The 16,432-nt window shown below is 42.9% G+C and carries 15 protein-coding genes; 7 read left to right on the top strand and 8 right to left on the bottom strand.

The window, feature by feature from the left end:
• Positions 1-80: 80 nt before the first annotated feature.
• Both PV763_RS07855 and PV763_RS07850 read left to right on the top strand, forming a co-directional pair.
• Positions 81-1,724: a nitrite/sulfite reductase gene (locus PV763_RS07855; RefSeq protein ID WP_005252749.1), complete on the top strand. Its 1,644-nt coding sequence runs from the start codon at positions 81-83 to the stop codon at positions 1,722-1,724.
• Positions 1,717-2,202 (top strand): DUF934 domain-containing protein, encoded by a 486-nt coding sequence (locus PV763_RS07850; RefSeq protein ID WP_005252746.1) that lies wholly within the window; start codon positions 1,717-1,719, stop codon positions 2,200-2,202. Before PV763_RS07855 ends, PV763_RS07850 begins: the two co-directional genes overlap by 8 nt.
• A gap of 65 nt (positions 2,203-2,267) precedes the next feature.
• Here the strand turns inward: PV763_RS07850 and PV763_RS07845 are convergent, their stop codons facing one another.
• The 3 genes from PV763_RS07845 to PV763_RS07835 all read right to left on the bottom strand — a co-directional run bounded on the left by PV763_RS07845 (position 2,268) and on the right by PV763_RS07835 (position 4,732).
• Positions 2,268-2,717 carry a VOC family protein gene (locus tag PV763_RS07845; protein ID WP_005252744.1) on the bottom strand — a complete coding sequence of 150 codons (450 nt, stop codon included), beginning with the start codon at positions 2,715-2,717 and terminating at the stop codon, positions 2,268-2,270.
• Between the two features lie 206 nt (positions 2,718-2,923).
• A complete protein-coding gene (locus PV763_RS07840; protein ID WP_420937601.1) occupies positions 2,924-4,099 on the bottom strand; it encodes a thiolase family protein in 1,176 nt (391 codons plus the stop codon).
• 111 nt (positions 4,100-4,210) lie between these two features.
• A complete protein-coding gene (locus tag PV763_RS07835) occupies positions 4,211-4,732 on the bottom strand; it encodes a GspH/FimT family pseudopilin (RefSeq protein ID WP_420937600.1) in 522 nt (173 codons plus the stop codon).
• Between the two features lie 375 nt (positions 4,733-5,107).
• Here PV763_RS07835 and omp38 point away from each other — a divergent pair, with 375 nt between their 5' ends.
• Entirely contained in the window at positions 5,108-6,229 is a 1,122-nt protein-coding gene (gene omp38, locus PV763_RS07830; RefSeq protein WP_420937599.1) for an outer membrane protein Omp38, read from the top strand.
• A gap of 103 nt (positions 6,230-6,332) precedes the next feature.
• The gene (locus PV763_RS07825) at positions 6,333-6,866 is read left to right on the top strand and encodes a peptidase C39 (protein ID WP_420937598.1); all 534 of its coding nucleotides are present in this window, start codon (positions 6,333-6,335) and stop codon (positions 6,864-6,866) included.
• 52 nt (positions 6,867-6,918) lie between these two features.
• Here PV763_RS07825 and PV763_RS07820 read toward each other — a convergent pair whose 3' ends face one another.
• The 3 genes from PV763_RS07820 to PV763_RS07810 form a co-directional block, all read right to left on the bottom strand.
• A complete protein-coding gene (locus PV763_RS07820; RefSeq protein WP_121980021.1) occupies positions 6,919-8,382 on the bottom strand; it encodes an amino acid permease in 1,464 nt (487 codons plus the stop codon).
• A complete protein-coding gene (locus PV763_RS07815) occupies positions 8,382-9,416 on the bottom strand; it encodes a methyltransferase (protein WP_420937597.1) in 1,035 nt (344 codons plus the stop codon). Before PV763_RS07815 ends, PV763_RS07820 begins: the two co-directional genes overlap by 1 nt.
• A gap of 66 nt (positions 9,417-9,482) precedes the next feature.
• Entirely contained in the window at positions 9,483-10,853 is a 1,371-nt protein-coding gene (locus tag PV763_RS07810; RefSeq protein WP_191112633.1) for a uracil-xanthine permease family protein, read from the bottom strand.
• A 174-nt stretch (positions 10,854-11,027) separates the two neighbouring features.
• Here PV763_RS07810 and typA point away from each other — a divergent pair, with 174 nt between their 5' ends.
• Entirely contained in the window at positions 11,028-12,866 is a 1,839-nt protein-coding gene (gene typA, locus PV763_RS07805) for a translational GTPase TypA (protein WP_004281716.1), read from the top strand.
• A 177-nt stretch (positions 12,867-13,043) separates the two neighbouring features.
• Complete coding sequence (mscL, locus tag PV763_RS07800; RefSeq protein WP_004281717.1) at positions 13,044-13,484, top strand: large conductance mechanosensitive channel protein MscL; 441 nt, start codon at positions 13,044-13,046, stop codon at positions 13,482-13,484.
• An 84-nt stretch (positions 13,485-13,568) separates the two neighbouring features.
• Here mscL and PV763_RS07795 read toward each other — a convergent pair whose 3' ends face one another.
• Positions 13,569-13,853: a peptidylprolyl isomerase gene (locus PV763_RS07795; protein WP_004281718.1), complete on the bottom strand. Its 285-nt coding sequence runs from the start codon at positions 13,851-13,853 to the stop codon at positions 13,569-13,571.
• Positions 13,850-14,710 (bottom strand): bifunctional DNA-formamidopyrimidine glycosylase/DNA-(apurinic or apyrimidinic site) lyase, encoded by an 861-nt coding sequence (gene mutM, locus PV763_RS07790; RefSeq protein ID WP_420937596.1) that lies wholly within the window; start codon positions 14,708-14,710, stop codon positions 13,850-13,852. Before mutM ends, PV763_RS07795 begins: the two co-directional genes overlap by 4 nt.
• A 398-nt stretch (positions 14,711-15,108) precedes the next feature.
• Between mutM and PV763_RS07785 the strand changes: the two genes are divergently transcribed.
• The gene (locus PV763_RS07785; protein ID WP_420937595.1) at positions 15,109-16,371 is read left to right on the top strand and encodes a carbohydrate porin; all 1,263 of its coding nucleotides are present in this window, start codon (positions 15,109-15,111) and stop codon (positions 16,369-16,371) included.
• The last annotated feature ends 61 nt before the right edge of the window (positions 16,372-16,432 follow it).

Genomic DNA, 16,432 nt, shown 5'->3' with positions numbered 1-16,432 from the left:
ATGTATAAAAAGCATTTTATTGATAGGTTCAATCTCGCTATCCTTGCCGGCGATATAATAGAAACTACTAGCTGTACGCCATGTATTTATATACTGATTTCGATCAGCAACTGATTAATGAACGTGTTGCACAGTTCCGTGACCAAACGGAACGTTATTTAGCCGGTAAACTCACTGAAGATGAGTATCGTCCGCTTCGTCTGCAAAATGGTCTGTACGTACAGCGTTATGCGCCAATGTTACGTATTGCCGTGCCATATGGTTTGATGAACTCAAAACAACTTCGTAAAGTGGCTGATTTGGCAAAAGAATATGACCGTGGCTACGCGCATATTTCGACCCGTCAAAACATCCAGTTTAACTGGCCGGCGCTGGAAAATGTGCCGGATATGCTGGCTGAACTGGCGACTGTGCAAATGCACGCGATTCAGACCTCAGGTAACTGTATCCGTAATACCACGACGGATCAGTATGCAGGTGTGGTTGCAGGTGAAATTGCCGATCCGCGTCCGACTTGTGAATTGATCCGTCAATGGTCAACCTTCCATCCGGAATTTGCCTTCTTGCCACGTAAGTTCAAGATTGCAGTTTCTGCGCTGGAAGAAACTGACCGTGCAGCTACTGCATTCCACGATATCGGTGTGTATATCGTGCGTAATGAAGCAGGCGAAATGGGCTATAAAATCAAAGTCGGTGGTGGTCTCGGCCGTACGCCAGTGATTGGTAGCTTTATCCGTGAGTTCTTGCCACGTGAAGACCTGATTGCTTATCTGGAAGCAGTGCTTCGTGTGTATAACTTGCATGGCCGTCGCGACAACAAATATAAAGCGCGTATCAAGATTCTGGTAAAAGCCTTAACACCAGCAGTATTTGCCGAGAAAGTTGAAGCTGAATTTGAGCATACGGTTAAAACACTGAAAATCGATGCAGACACCTTGGCAAAAATGGATGAGAACTTCACGCCATTCGATTACCAAGATTATGCAGATGAAGATTTCACTGAATTGTTCGCGCAATATCCGAAATTCAAACAGTGGTTCAACATTAATACCAATGCACATAAAGTGAAAGGTTATCGTATTGTGACGATTTCACTGAAACGTGCCGGAATTGCACCGGGTGATGTCAGCACCGAAGAAATGAACCTGATTGCAGATCTTGCAGATCAGTACACTTTCGGTGAGCTGCGTACCACGCATGAACAAAACATCTCACTGGTGGATGTACCGCAAAAAGATTTGTTCGCTGTATGGCAAACTCTTGACCAAAATAACCTGGCACGTGCGCATATCGGTTTCTTGACCGACATCATCTGCTGCCCAGGCGGTGACTTCTGTTCATTGGCCAATGCGAAATCCATTCCAATTTCTGAAGCGATTTCACGCCGTTTTGATGACCTCGATACGATTTACAATTTAGGCAAACTGGATCTAAATATTTCAGGTTGTATGAATGCCTGTGGTCATCACCACGTTGGTAATATTGGTATCTTGGGTGTAGACAAGAAAGGCGCTGAGTTCTACCAGATCACTTTAGGCGGTAATGCCGATCATGATGCTTCGATTGGTGACATTCTTGGGCCATCATTTGCAGCCGAAGTCGTGCCGGATATCGTAGAAGAAATTCTGAATACTTATCTTGACCTGCGTCAGGATGGTGAAGAGTTTATCGATACTTATCGCCGTGTCGGCATTCAACCATTTAAGGAGCGTGCATATGCTTAATACCGCACTTCAAGTGCTCTCTAAAGATGGCACGATTGCAGACAATACCTATCAATTGATTGGTGAAGATGGTGTTTTGCCGCAGGGTGATGTGGTTCTGACTGTGGACCAGTTAGATCGGATTGGCAATGTTTCAGGTAAAAAAGCATTGTACTTAACTGTAGATGCTTCTCCTGAAAATCATGAATTTCCATTAGATCAGCTTGATGCAATCTTCATTGAGTTTGCCGGTTTTAATGATGGCCGTGGTTATTCATTTGCAGCACTTCTTCGCCGTCAGGGTTTCCAAGGTGAACTACGAGCCACTGGTGACGTGTTCAAAGATGTGCTGAATTACATGAAGCGTTCTGGTTTCGATACTTTCGTAATTAAAGAAGGTAAAGATATTCAGGAAGCCGCTGCCGGTTTGAATGATTTCAAAAATCCGTATCAGGCATCGACTGCGGTTGCACAGGCACATTATCAAACAGGAGCATAATTTAAATTATGCTCCTGTCAAAAAGCCGGATTGATTCCGGCTTTTTTATATCTTGATTAAAATTCTCAACTTTCTTCAAGTTGACAGTTGATCATCCAGTGAATTCCAAACTGATCGCTAAAGGCAGCATAAAGTGCGCCCCAAAAGGTTTTTTCTAGCGGCATCTCAATTTGACCATTCACCGATAAAGCATTAAAAAGTCGTTGTGCTTCAGCTTGTTCGCTTGCGTCTAAGTTAATTGAAATATAGTGGTTATTACCTTGCGTGAACACGGTATTGGTTTGCGCGCAAAATTGATCATTCGTATCGGATGCCATCAGTTCGGTAAACTCATTGATGGGAAGTGAGATATGTAGAATTTTATTTTTATCCGCTTCAGACAGTGTGACACCTTCTTCGGGTGGCATTTCACCATAACGACTTAGGCTTGAAAATTCGCCGCCAAAAACGGATTTATAAAAGTTAAAGGCCGCTTCAGCCTGACCTTGGAAATTGAGGTAATGATTCAGTTGCATGGGAGAGCTCCCTTTTTATTTTGTTTGTTTTAATCTACGCCACTTTGCGGTATTGCGTGTGAGCAAACTTTATCAAAATGTAAGTATAAAAAATCCCTTTTTATAAAGGCATTTTAAATTTCCCCTTCTTTCAAAAAGAAGGGGTTAGGGGAGGATTGATTTAATCCCTCTAAGTCTCCCTTTTTAAAGGGAGACTTTCTTAAATCTTAAATTAATTCAATTGCCACAGCTGTCGCTTCACCACCACCGATACACAGGGCAGCAATACCTTTCTTGCCACCGGTACGTTTCAGAGCATGAATCAAAGTCAGGATAATGCGTGAACCGGTCGAACCCACAGGGTGGCCGAGTGCACAGGCACCACCATTGATGTTGACTTTTTCAGGATCCAGCTTGAACTCATCCATTGGACACATGGTCACCATGGCAAAGGCTTCATTGATCTCCCAAAGGTCGACATCAGAAGCGGCCCATCCGGTTTTATCTAGAACTTTCTGGATTGCACCGACTGGAGCAATGGTAAACTCAGATGGGTGTTGAGAATTCGATGCATAGGCAACAATTTTGGCTAAAGGATTTAAGCCTTTTGCTGCTGCATTGTCAGCTGAAGTAATGACCAGAGCGGATGCGCCATCTGAAATCGAGCTGGCATTAGCCGCCGTAATCGTACCGTCTTTGTCAAACGCTGGACGTAAAGTTGGAATTTTATCGATGTTGGCATTGAACGGCTGTTCATCTTTATCAACGACCACATCGCCTTTGCGGGTTTTAACTGTTACTGGCACGATTTCATCAGCAAAGTAGCCTTCATTGACAGCAGTTTGTGCACGCTTTAATGAGCGAATTGCAAAATCATCCATCTGCTCGCGGCTATAACCTTTGGTATTTGCCATATCTTGGGCAAATGAACCCATCAAACGACCTGTTTCAGCATCTTCCAATCCATCTAGAAACATATGGTCCTTGATTTCACCGTGACCCATACGGAAACCGCCACGTGCTTTTGGCAATACATAGGGTGCATTGGTCATGGATTCCATGCCACCGGCAACCACGATATCAGCAGAACCGGCTTTAATCATGTCAGCAGCCTGCATGACGGCTTTCATGCCTGAACCACATAATTTATTAATGGTCACAGCACCAGTAGAATCTGGAAGACCAGCTTGACGCATCGCTTGACGTGCAGGACCCTGCTTTAAGCCTGCCGGAAGGACACAACCCATAATGACTTCTTCAATATCCGCTGGTTGCAGACCAGCACGGGAAATTGCCTCTTTAATGGTGACCGCACCGAGTTCTGGAGCAGTTACGCTGGCCAGACTGCCCTGAAAGCCACCCATGGCTGTACGTGCACCATTGACAATTACGATGTCAGTCATTGTTCTCTCTCCGTATGAGTTTTAATCAATTTTTTCAAACTTAAGCAGTATATTGAAAAAAACTCAGGATTGAAGCGTTAATCGCAGCGAAGCATAAACTGGATAGTTCTGTTAGCAAGACGAGAGACTTTCAATCCGGATATGCCCCATTTTGCTGAGTACAATACGCTGTTGGTTAGAAAGATGGGTAGAACAATAATAGAAACTACCATTTGAACCAATCGGCAAGGCAGTGTGCGCTTGATAAGTGACACTCGGTAAACTCAAAGTTCCTCGCCAACTTAGGTTACCGTATTTGAGGTTAAGTACATCAATATGTAAAATTTGTTCGCCTGCATCCACTTGCCTGTTTTTATTGTTATCAATGAAAACCAGCATGTTCTTATTCCATTGATTGGCTTGGCAACTCAGAGAATCTTGGCTGGGACAGATCACAATATTTTGGTGGAACACTGCAGCCTGGCTGCGTGCATAGCGATTAATTTGAGATAATTTGATCGGAATACTTTTGGCTTCCTGTTTCGATCGATACTCATGGAAGTACGGTAGGGCGATACTGACGAGAATTGCGATCATTGCAATACAGATAATTAACTCAACAATAGTGAACGCTCTTGTTATTTTTTTATACATAGAGTTACCTGATTTATATATTATTTTTATAATAAAGATGTTATTAATTATACGTTTTTTATGCTTTATTGAGCGTGTAAATCAGTGCTTACTTAAGTTTCAAGAAAGCTGTTAAAAATAATTGGCAATCACAATAGGTCATTCAGAATAAAAAATTGAGTAAAAATTTACCGAATTACAACGGAAATTGTAAGTAATTTTGTCAATAATTTACTTGATTAGATTTATCAAGCACTTGGAAAAAGAAGAAAGTGTTTGTATGATGCCATGTGAATAGCTTAAGAATAATACTGGGGTAATAAAAAGCCTATCTCAGGATGGCCTAATTACGGGCTTGAGCTTGAACAACAATTGTTATCTCTGGAGGATAAATCCATGAAAATGAGTCGTATTGCTTTAGCTATGCTTGTAGCTGCACCTTTTGCTGCTGCCAATGCAGGCGTAACTGTTACTCCGTTAATGCTTGGTTATACTTGGCAGGACACTAAACACAACAACGGTCAATCACAGTTATTATCTTCAAAACTTGGTCAAGGCGAAATGAAAGACGACTTGTTCGTTGGCGCTGCGATTGGTGTTGAACTAACTCCATGGTTAGGTTTCGAAGCTGAATATAACCAAGTGAAAGGCGATGTTAGCCAAATGAATGGTTCGCGTAATCGTGAACAACGTCCTGATACACAAGTTCTACCTGGTGCTGAGTACAAATCAACTCAAATCAATGGTAACTTCTATGTTACTTCTGATTTAATCACTGGCAACTATGACAGCAAAGTGAAGCCTTATCTATTAGCAGGTGCCGGTCACTACAAATACAAATTTGATGGCGTAGGTCGTGAGAACTCTGTAAATGCAGCAAATGCGATTGACCGTGGTAACACTGAAGAAGGTACTCTAGGTAATGCAGGTATCGGTGCATTCTGGCACATTAACGATGCATTGGCGCTCCGTACAGAAGCTCGTGGTACTTATCACTTCGACGAACAGTTCTGGAACTATACAGCACTTGCTGGTCTTAACGTAGTTCTAGGTGGCCGTTTGAAACCAGCTGCTCCAGTGGTAGAAGTTGCTCCAGTTGAGCCAGTAACGCCAGTTGCTCCAGCTCCACAAGAGTTGACTGAAGACCTGAACATGGAACTTCGTGTGTTCTTTGATACCAACAAATCAAACATCAAAGATCAATACAAACCAGAAATCGCGAAAGTTGCTGAGAAGCTAGTTGAATATCCAAACGCTACTGCTCGCATCGAAGGTCACACTGATAACACTGGTCCACGTGCATTAAACGAACGTTTATCTCTAGCGCGTGCTAACTCTGTTAAATCTTCACTTGTGAACGAATACAACGTTGACGCATCTCGTTTGTCTACTCAAGGTTTCGCGTGGGATCAACCGATTGCTGACAACAACACTAAAGAAGGCCGTGCTATGAACCGTCGTGTATTCGCGACGATTACTGGTAGCCGTACTGTTTTAGCTGAACAACCAGTTCAATAATTCGTTATTGAATACTGATTAAAAAGGCGGCTCTTTGGAGTCGCTTTTTTTATGCTTGTATTTTGACTACACTTAGCCCGTTAAGATGTTGTTGAGTAAAACTATGAGTGTCGAAATTCCTGAAGATTTGCAAAATCTGGAAGCCAATAGCGGAATTTTTTCGATTTGGATGATTTTTCATCATTATGGGATTGATCTGCATATTCCGGACTTGGTTCAACTGTGTCGATATGATCCCGAGATGGGAACTTCAACTATTGCCCTTGCTGTTGCTTTGCGGACCTTAGGACTGGATGTCACTTTTTTTAGTGAATATGATGCAGACAAACAGCCGGTTGAGCTTGAGTTTTATCAACAAGCATATCGCTTAAATATTCCTGTTATAGAACAGCCATTGTCTTATGCAGAAATTCAGGAAAATGTAGAAGCAGGACGTTTTGTGATTGTGTTCTATGACACCTTAGAGGGAGTAGGGAATCATTCCCTGATATATGAAATTGATGAAAATGAAATTAGCTTCTTTGATAGTTTTGAGTCCATGCCTAAAGAGGTATTTGAGCAGCAACGTCGGGTAGACGGAATTTGCCAGCAAGTGATTGTGATTGATGATCGCAATTTCGTGATGCGTCATAGTTAATTCAAGAAATAAAAAATCAGCCCGTAAGCTGATTTTTTTAATGAATAATTTTTTATTCCTGATCAAGTTTCATCGGCTGCACATCCATCTCTTGATAAGAGACTAGTTTGGTTTTTTTCTTCCATTTGTATCCAAACCAAATGGCCAGGAACAGCGGAATACTGATATAGGTCGATAACACACCCATCCATTGACCGGCCAAAACATCCTGATAGTTTTGTCCGAGAACAACAATCGCACACAGGATAAATGCAAACCAAGGAGCAAAAGGAAAGAATTTAGCGCGATAAGCCAGATCTTCCAGTTTATATCCTTGTGCCAGATACCCTTTACGGAAACGGTAATGTGAAATGGCAATCCCGAGCCAGACAATAAAGCCACACATCCCCGACATATTCAGCAGCCAGTTAAAGACTTCCTGTTCACCAAAGAAAGTAGTCAAGAAGCATAGAGCTGCGATCGCCGTAGTGGCATAGAGTGCATTCATCGGCACACCACGCGGGTCCAGACGCGCAAACATTTTAGGTGCACTGCCTTTACGTGCCATATCAAACAGCATACGGGTAGATGAATACATGCCCGAGTTGCCTGCAGATAGAATAGCCGTCAAGATCACCGCATTCATGATACTGGCGGCAAAGGCAAAACCGGCTTTTTCATACAATAAGGTAAATGGCGAAAGCGCAATATTATCTGTTGCAGCTGCCTGTAATAAACGTGGGTCATTATAGGCAATTAAGGTGCCAATAATGAAAATACATACGATATAAAACAACAGGATACGCCAGAAAATCTGTTTGATGGCGACCGGAATGGTTTTCTTTGGATCTTTCGATTCACCTGCCGCGACACCGACCATTTCGGTACCCTGGAAAGAGAATCCGGCAATCATGGCCACGCCAATTAATGCCTGGAAACCACCGACAAAGGGTGCATCACCAATGCTCCAGTTGGCAAATGCTTCTGCACCCGGGGTGAGCATGATCTTCACGATCATCCAGATTCCGATGATGATAAAGGCAATGATTGCGAGAACTTTCACCAGAGAAAAGAAAAACTCAGATTCGCCAAAGCCTTTTACCGTCAGTGCATTAATCCCGAAAATAATAGCAAGGAAAATGGCGCTCCAGTACACGCCCGGAATATCTGGAAACCAGAATTTCATAATGAACTGAACAGCAACCAGCTCAAAAGCCACGGTAATAGCCCAGTTGTACCAGTAGTTCCAACCTAAAGCGAAACCAAAACCACCTTCGACATATTTGGTGCCGTAAGTGAAAAATGCACCTGAGGTCGGATTGTGCGTGGCAAGTTCACCCAAGCTGGTCATCAGGAAATAAATCATGATCCCAATCAGTACATATGCAAGTAGTGCACCGCCTGGTCCAGCATTGGCAATGGTCGCCCCTGAGGCCAGGAATAGACCTGTACCAATTGATCCGCCAATTGCGATCATATTCAGATGACGAGCACCCAGCTTACGCTGCAGCTGCATCGTGTTTTGCGTTTCGCTCATCATGATTCCTTAACATTTTTTTGAGTGCTGGCGAAGAGCACTTTAAAGCCTTGTTGATCCGCTTTTACTGTGCAGCGACCAAAGTTTTGTTCAATCAGGGTCGGGTAGTTCAAGAAACGGTTGGCCACAATCCAAAGCTCGCCGCCCGATTTTAAATGACGACGCGAGGTTTTACACAAGGTTTCGCTGGCTGTGTAATCGGTCTCGATTCCCATATGAAAAGGCGGATTACTCACAATGGCATGCAGGAACAAGGGTGCATCCTCAATGCCTGTAACCGCTTTGATTTCAATCTGTTCAGGAGTAAGCTGGTTTTCTTCAAATGTCATTTGTGTAGAAGCCAGTGCAAAGGCATCAACATCCATGGCAAAAATCCGGTTTTTCGGATTCAATTTTGCCAAATACGCACTAATCACCCCTGCACCACAACCAAAGTCAGCGATTTTACCTGAAGTGACTTGTGACAAATAAGGTAATAGTGTGGCAGTTCCTACATCCAAACGGTTTTGACTAAAAACGCCTGGAAGTGCACAAATATTCAGGTCGCCATTTGGTGTCGATACGGTATAACGCTGTGCCCAGTCTGCAAGTGCTTTTTTCTCGACCGTATGTTCTAGAACCAATTGCCAAAGCTGGCAATGACGCGCGCTGTCAAGTTTGAGTGTTTTACCAAAAGGCTGCAACTGTTTGGCTGCGCGTTCTATCCCGCCTTTCTTTTCACCGACCAGAAAAACACTGCTACCCGGTTTAAGCTGCGCTGCTACAGTGTGCAGTAAATAATTTAACAGTTCTTTAGACTTGGGTACAAAAATAACCGCCTGATCAAACTCAGCTTCAGGCATCTCTGCACCAAAATGCACATCTGCTTGTTGTGACTGGAAATATTGAAAATCGTTAAAATTCCATGTCCAGACAGCCGGATTGATAGAGGCATCGAATTCAGCGAGCAGATCATCTGTTGGTGCATTAATCAGTAAGATGCGACCCGACAAAAAATCATATTGTCTTAATAAAACTTCGCTTTTAGGATCCATAGGTATCTCTCCAATATAAAGAACACTGCCTAAGTCTGACCTAGACAGTGTTCTTTGGACATGAAATTACTTCTTTGTTTCAGGAAGTACTACATTCAGAATAAGGGCAGCGATACCACCAGTAGCAACGCCTGAGCTAAAGATATTACGGAATAACTCAGGAAGATGTTCAAGAATTTGTGGAACTTGTGCAACACCTAAACCCAGTGCCAGTGAAATCGCAATAATCAGCAAGGCGCGACGGTCCAGATGAACACCAGACAGAATGTTAATACCAGATGCTGCAACTGCGCCAAACATGACCATGACTGCGCCACCCAGTACCGCTTGCGGAACGGCCTGAATAATACCAGCAACTGCAGGCAGCAAACCAAGAATAACCAGCAAAGCAGCAATCCAGATGCCGACATAACGACTCGCTACGCCCGTCAACTGAATCACACCGTTATTTTGTGCAAATACCGAACTTGGGAAGGTGTTAAAAATACCGGCAAGGAATGAATTCGCGCCATTGACCAGTACACCGCCTTTAATGCGCTGCATCCATTTTGGACCATCAACTGGCTGGTTGGAAAGCTTTGAAGTCGCAGTGATATCACCAATCGCTTCTAAAGAGGTCACCAGATAGATGAATGCCATCGGAATAAACAGGCTCCAGGAGAAGCTTAAACCGAAATGCATTGGGGTTGGAATCTGTACCAACGGTGCATCTTTTAGACCAGAGAAATCCAGATGCCCCATAAAGCCCGCCAGAACATAACCACAGATTAGGGCGATCAAAATGGCAGAACTTTTTACCCAGGTAATCCGGATACGGTTCAGAATAATAATCAACGCCAAGACGGTACAAGACATGATCAGGTTGTCAGCATTGGCAAAAGTTTTATCGCTCATGGCCTGATAACCACCACCCATGCTGATTAAACCTTCTTTAATTAAGGTCAAACCAATCAGCAGCACAACAATCCCGGTCACCAAAGGGGTAATCAGTTTTTTGATCCAAGGCAGAATTTGTGACACGCCCATTTCAATGAATGCACCTGCAATCACCACACCAAAAATAGAAGCCATGACTGCTTCTACAGGTGTACCTGCAGCCACCATGGCTGAACCCATACCAATAATTGGACCGATGAAGTTAAAGCTGGTTCCTTGGACAATCAGCAGACCGGCACCAAATGGCCCCACTTTTTTAGACTGTAAAAAAGTTGCGATGCCCGAGATCACCAAGGACATGGACAAAATCATGTTGGTGTCTTCTTTGGAAACACCGAGCGCCAAACAAATCAGCAGGCCAGGGGTCACAATCGGGACAATAATCGCCAGTAAGTGCTGGAATGCAGCTAAAAAAGCAATCAGTGGTTTTGGTCGATCTTCGAGACCATATACCAGGTCGAGTTGATCTTTAGAAGGAGGAGATTGATTAAAATCAGACATGTGTCAATGCAAATTAAGGCTGGGTGGCGCTATTCTAATCGAGTTACACGTCTTTACAAAATCAAAAAAGCCCCAACTGGGCAAAAAAAGTTGAGGAGTGTGGTTACAGTGACTATAAAAGTTTTGTATTTTTCTGTATAATTTGCCCTCAAATTACATACGCATTGAATTTACATGTCAGATATTAAAACTCTCCGTAACATCGCCATTATTGCGCACGTCGATCATGGTAAAACCACTCTTGTAGACAAACTTTTGCAACAATCAGGTGCTCTCGGTGATCGCGCGGGTGAGATCGAGCGTGTCATGGATTCTGGCGCTATTGAAAGCGAACGTGGTATTACCATTCTTGCAAAAAACACTGCAATCAAATGGTTAGATGAACGTACCAATACTGAATACCGTATTAACATCGTGGACACCCCGGGACACGCCGACTTCGGTGGTGAAGTTGAACGTGTAATGTCGATGGTTGACTGCGTACTTCTTCTTGTAGACTCACAAGAAGGCCCGATGCCACAAACTCGTTTCGTAACGCAAAAAGCGTTCGCACGTGGTTTGAAACCAATCGTGATTATTAACAAAGTAGACAAGCCAAGTGCGCGTCCAGACTGGGTAATTGACCAAGTATTCGATCTGTTCGATAACTTAGGTGCTTCTGACGAACAGTTAGACTTCCCGGTTGTTTATGCTTCAGGCCTTCGTGGTGTTGCTGGTCCTTCTCCAGAAGAACTTGCTGAAGACATGACTCCGTTGTTTCAAACGATTGTAGATATCGTTGAACCACCAGCGGTTGACGTTGATGGCCCATTCCAAATGCAAGTATCTTCACTTGACTATAATAGCTTCGTAGGCGTTATCGGTATTGGTCGTATCCAGCGCGGTTCAGTGAAATTAAACACACAAGTAACTGTAATCGATAAAGATGGCAAAACACGTAACGGCCGTATCTTAAAAATCATGGGTTATCATGGTCTAGATCGCGTTGACGTTGAAGAAGCTTCTGCAGGCGATATCGTTTGTGTAACGGGTATCGATGCACTCAACATTTCTGACACCATCTGTGATCCGAAAAATGTTGAAGCTTTACCTCCATTGTCTGTAGATGAACCTACAGTATCGATGACATTCCAGGTAAACAACTCACCGTTTGCTGGTAAAGAAGGTAAGTTTGTAACTTCACGTAATATCCGTGAACGTCTAGATCGCGAATTGATTCACAACGTAGCATTACGTGTTGAAGATACTGACAGCCCAGACCGTTTCAAAGTATCTGGTCGTGGTGAACTTCACCTTTCAGTTCTTATTGAAAACATGCGTCGTGAAGGCTTCGAAATGGGCGTATCTCGTCCACAAGTAATCATCAAAGAAATTGATGGTGAAAAACAAGAGCCATACGAAAACGTTACTTTTGACGTTGAAGAACAGCACCAAGGCGCTGTAATGGAACAAATGGGTCACCGTAAAGGTGAAATGACCAATATGGAAGTTGACGGTAAAGGCCGTATCCGTATTGAAGCAACTGTTCCTTCACGCGGTCTGATTGGTTTCCGTTCGGAATTCCTGACCATGACTTCTGGTACAGGGATCATGACGTCTAGCTTCTCGCACTACGGTCCAATGAAGCAAGGTACTGTTGCAAAACGTCAAAACGGTGTACTGATTTCTATGGTTCAAGGTACTTGTCTGGGCTATGCACTGTTCACACTTCAAGACCGTGGTCGTCTATTCGCGAAACCACAGTTAGAAGTTTATGAAGGTATGATCATCGGTATTAACTCTCGTTCAGACGACATGACAGTTAACCCGACTAAAGCAAAACAGTTAACGAACGTACGTGCTTCTGGTACTGACGATGCGTTAACGCTGGTTCCTGCGATTGAATATACACTTGAGCAAGCGCTTGAGTTTATTGAAGATGATGAACTAGTGGAAGTAACACCTAAGTCAATCCGTATCCGTAAGCGTTTCTTGACTGAAAATGAACGTAAACGTAACCGTTCAGGTAAATAATCTCTAAATTATTTCGGGTTTTCAAAAACCGTAATCTTTTCGAAGATTACGGTTTTTTTATATTTACGTTATGCTTAAATCACAATTTACTAAAACGCATTAAACTAAGTCAAAATTAAAAGTATTTATTCAGGTATAATTTGACCCAAAACTTGAAAATAAAATATAGGAGCAGATATGAGCATTATTCAAGAATTTAAAGAGTTTGCGATCAAAGGCAACATGATGGATCTGGCGATTGGTGTCATTATCGGTGGTGCTTTTAGCAAGATCATCGATTCATTGGTGAAAGACATCATTATGCCTTTAATTACGGTGATCACCGGTGGTGGCGTCGATTTTACCCAAAAATTCTTTATCTTAGGAAGAAACCCAGACAATTTACAATCTCTGGATGCATTAACTAAGGCCGGTGTAAATGTACTGACTTACGGTAACTTCTTAACGATTTTAATTAACTTCTTAATTTTGGCTTGGGTCGTATTTTTATTGGTGAAATTCATGAACCGTTTACGTAAACAAGAAGGCCCAGTCGAGGAAACTCCGACTACCCCAGCCGATATTGAATTACTGCGTGAAATTCGTGATGAATTGAAAAAGCGTCCACCTCAAGTCTAATTTTTCTAATCCCCCTAAATCCCCTTTATAAAAAGGGAACTCCTCCCTTTGACAAAGGGGGAGGTAAGGAGGGATTTATAAATATTAAAAATCCATCCGGAATTTGATTTCGACCAAATGAAAACCAAACTGGCTTTTGACCGGACCATGTAATACACGTTCAGCGGCAGTAAAAACCAGTTTATCAATCACTGGAACCAGCTGGCCTTTCTTCACTTCACCTAGCTCACCGCCACGTTTGGCAGAATTGCAGGTGGAATATTGTTTTGCGATTTTATTAAAGTCGGCGCCACTTAAAATCTTCTTTTTAAGCTGTTCAGCAGTTTCTTTATCTTTAACCAGAATATGACGCACAATAGCTGTCTTCATGACTTTTTCCCTCGTACAGTTGCCACTTTTTTGACAGGGAGCTGGATCTTTTTCAAAGGTTGGCATTCAGGACAAAAAACTGAAGCACGTTGTCCCAATTTGATATTTTCAAGCGTAGTTTCACAGTTCACGCACATTTCACCGGCACGGCCATAAGCCAGCAGGGTTTGCTGAAAATAGCCATTTTCGCCCATGGCATTGGTGTAGTCTCTTAAGGTTGAACCACCCAGATCAATTGCCTGTTTCAAGATACGCTTGATTTCCAGCACTAGCTTTTCAAGCTGCACCAAGCTTAACGTCGAGGTCGGTTGTGCCGGATGAATCCCCAGATTAAACAGACTTTCAGTCGCATAAATATTGCCTACGCCCACCACTACATGGTTATCCATAATTGCAACTTTGGTGCCAACATTTTTATTCTTCAATTTTTCAAATAAATACTTGGCATTAAAGTTCTCGCTTAAGGGTTCTGGCCCCAACGTGTCAATCAATTTGCTTTGTGATTGTGCATCTAGCCAAAGAATGCAGCCAAAACGGCGAGGGTCATGATAACGTAGTTCGATATCTTCAAACTGAATGATTAGATGGTCATGTTTGCGTAATTCCTCATTGCTCTCGCATAGACGGAAACTCCCCGACATGCCTAAATGCCAGAGCATGGTGTCGTGTTCAAACTCCGCCAGAATATATTTAGAACGGCGAGTGAGCTTCAGTAATTTTTGCCCCACCAGCTTTTCTATATTCTCCGGAATAGGCCAGCGCAAACTTGACTGACGTACTTCAACACGTTTTACGCGTTGCTCTAATAAAGGCAATAAACTGGTTTTGGTGGTTTCAACTTCTGGTAATTCAGGCATAACACATCAGTGGCGAGGGAGATGCAGCTAATATTGGGTGAATTGGCTGGGATTGCAAGCGTTAATCTGGGTGAAATCGCTGGAAAATGACTGGGTATTCATATTTATTTAAGTTGTAATTGTTTAAAGAATAAACTGGGTTTCTATGTTTTTATAGCGCATTTTCTTAGAAGTAAATCGAATGGAAATTATCAATACATTATAAGCTGATGAAAAATATATAAATAATTTAAGATTTTTTAAATAAAAATTATATTTTTATGTTTAAGACATAACTAAAAGTTTAATGAGTAATAAAAAAAATGCTGGGAATTTGTATGAAAAGTTATGTAAATTCATGCACCTAATAGCAATTTAAAAACCTTGCTTGTTTTTCTCTCCGAATGTTTAGGTTTTACATGAAATATTTAGGTCTAGCTCTATTGCCTTTAATGGCTGCCATGACAACCGCTCAGGCGGAATCTGCATTTGATCCACAAGGTCAGTATTTACTGGGGGACTGGAATGGTCAACGTACAGAACTGGCCCAACAGGGAATTAAATTTGAAGCCAATCTGTTAACCGATACCGCCTATCTTGCTGATGGTGGTCGTAATGAGGGCGCAGATCCATTAACTTCTGCCCAATTATGGCTGGGTACTCAACTGGATATGGAAAAGCTGGCGGGATGGAATGGTGTCACTGTACGTGCCTTGATGAGTGCACGCCAGGGTCAAAGTACCTCCGTTCGTGACTTGCAGGATCCTAGTACGCCGCAACTGGCCAATGTACAAGGTACTTTTGGGCGTGGTAATCAGGATAGCCGTCTGAGCGAGCTGTCTATTGAAAAGAATTATAAAGATCAAGGGCTCAGTATTAAGGCGGGTCGTCTTGGTCTGGGCATGGATTTTAATGTCATGGCTTGTGATTTTGCCAGTACGGCATTTTGTGCTGCTCAGATGGGTAAATGGCAGGGCAATATCTGGATGAATACGCCTGTAGCACAATGGGGTGCGCGCGTGAAGCAGCAACTCAATCCTGAACTTGCGGTACAAGTCGGTGTGTATGAGTTTAATCCGGATAATGGTAATGGCGCTAAAGAAGGTCAGGGCTGGAGTCTGGATACCGACCATGCAGATGGTGTGACGATTCCGGCAGAAGTGATCTGGACACCGAAATCATGGGTGAATGGCTTGCCGGGCAGCTACCGGGTTGGCGGGATGTACAATACGGCCGATGATGTTGCCAACCAAAAAGATATTGCCAATCCTACTGATGCCAAAAACCGTACCTTTGCAGGCTGGTTAGCTGTAGAACAGCAGTTAACGTCTATAGGTCAGGGCCGTCAGGGTTTGCATTCATTTGCCAACTTTACCTGGCATGACCGCGATACTAACAAAGTAGATAATTCACAACAAATTGGTGTGAAATATATCGGTCTTGCGGACAGCCAACCGAACGACATTTTAGGTCTGGCGGTCAACCGTGTGCATATTAATGACCGGATCAAGAATCTGAATTTTGATGCGAGTGCAGAATACAATATTGAACTGAACTATAGCTATAACGCAACAAAGTGGCTAATGCTGCGTCCAAACCTGCAATATGTCATTAATCCAGGTTCAAGCAACAATGTGGATGATGCACTGGTACTCGGTTTGACTACACGAATCATCTTCTAAAGTTTGATCGTTCACGTTATAACTAAACAGGCTCTTGGGAGCCTGTTTTTATTTCTAGAGT

This window comes from Acinetobacter sp. AS5 (assembly GCF_048957595.1).
Classification (GTDB): Bacteria; Pseudomonadota; Gammaproteobacteria; order Pseudomonadales; family Moraxellaceae; genus Acinetobacter.
This window is presented reverse-complemented; position numbering and strand designations above follow the sequence as displayed.

Coding starts and splice junctions, on each gene's coding strand:
- PV763_RS07815 (WP_420937597.1), bottom strand. CDS start 9,416: ATGGATCCTAAAAGCGAAGTTTTATTAAGACAATATGATTTTTTGTCG.
- PV763_RS07855 (WP_005252749.1), top strand. CDS start 81: ATGTATTTATATACTGATTTCGATCAGCAACTGATTAATGAACGTGTT.
- PV763_RS07810 (WP_191112633.1), bottom strand. CDS start 10,853: ATGTCTGATTTTAATCAATCTCCTCCTTCTAAAGATCAACTCGACCTG.
- PV763_RS07825 (WP_420937598.1), top strand. CDS start 6,333: ATGAGTGTCGAAATTCCTGAAGATTTGCAAAATCTGGAAGCCAATAGC.
- PV763_RS07850 (WP_005252746.1), top strand. CDS start 1,717: ATGCTTAATACCGCACTTCAAGTGCTCTCTAAAGATGGCACGATTGCA.
- mscL (WP_004281717.1), top strand. CDS start 13,044: ATGAGCATTATTCAAGAATTTAAAGAGTTTGCGATCAAAGGCAACATG.
- PV763_RS07795 (WP_004281718.1), bottom strand. CDS start 13,853: ATGAAGACAGCTATTGTGCGTCATATTCTGGTTAAAGATAAAGAAACT.
- typA (WP_004281716.1), top strand. CDS start 11,028: ATGTCAGATATTAAAACTCTCCGTAACATCGCCATTATTGCGCACGTC.
- mutM (WP_420937596.1), bottom strand. CDS start 14,710: ATGCCTGAATTACCAGAAGTTGAAACCACCAAAACCAGTTTATTGCCT.
- omp38 (WP_420937599.1), top strand. CDS start 5,108: ATGAAAATGAGTCGTATTGCTTTAGCTATGCTTGTAGCTGCACCTTTT.
- PV763_RS07785 (WP_420937595.1), top strand. CDS start 15,109: ATGAAATATTTAGGTCTAGCTCTATTGCCTTTAATGGCTGCCATGACA.
- PV763_RS07845 (WP_005252744.1), bottom strand. CDS start 2,717: ATGCAACTGAATCATTACCTCAATTTCCAAGGTCAGGCTGAAGCGGCC.
- PV763_RS07840 (WP_420937601.1), bottom strand. CDS start 4,099: ATGACTGACATCGTAATTGTCAATGGTGCACGTACAGCCATGGGTGGC.
- PV763_RS07835 (WP_420937600.1), bottom strand. CDS start 4,732: ATGTATAAAAAAATAACAAGAGCGTTCACTATTGTTGAGTTAATTATC.
- PV763_RS07820 (WP_121980021.1), bottom strand. CDS start 8,382: ATGAGCGAAACGCAAAACACGATGCAGCTGCAGCGTAAGCTGGGTGCT.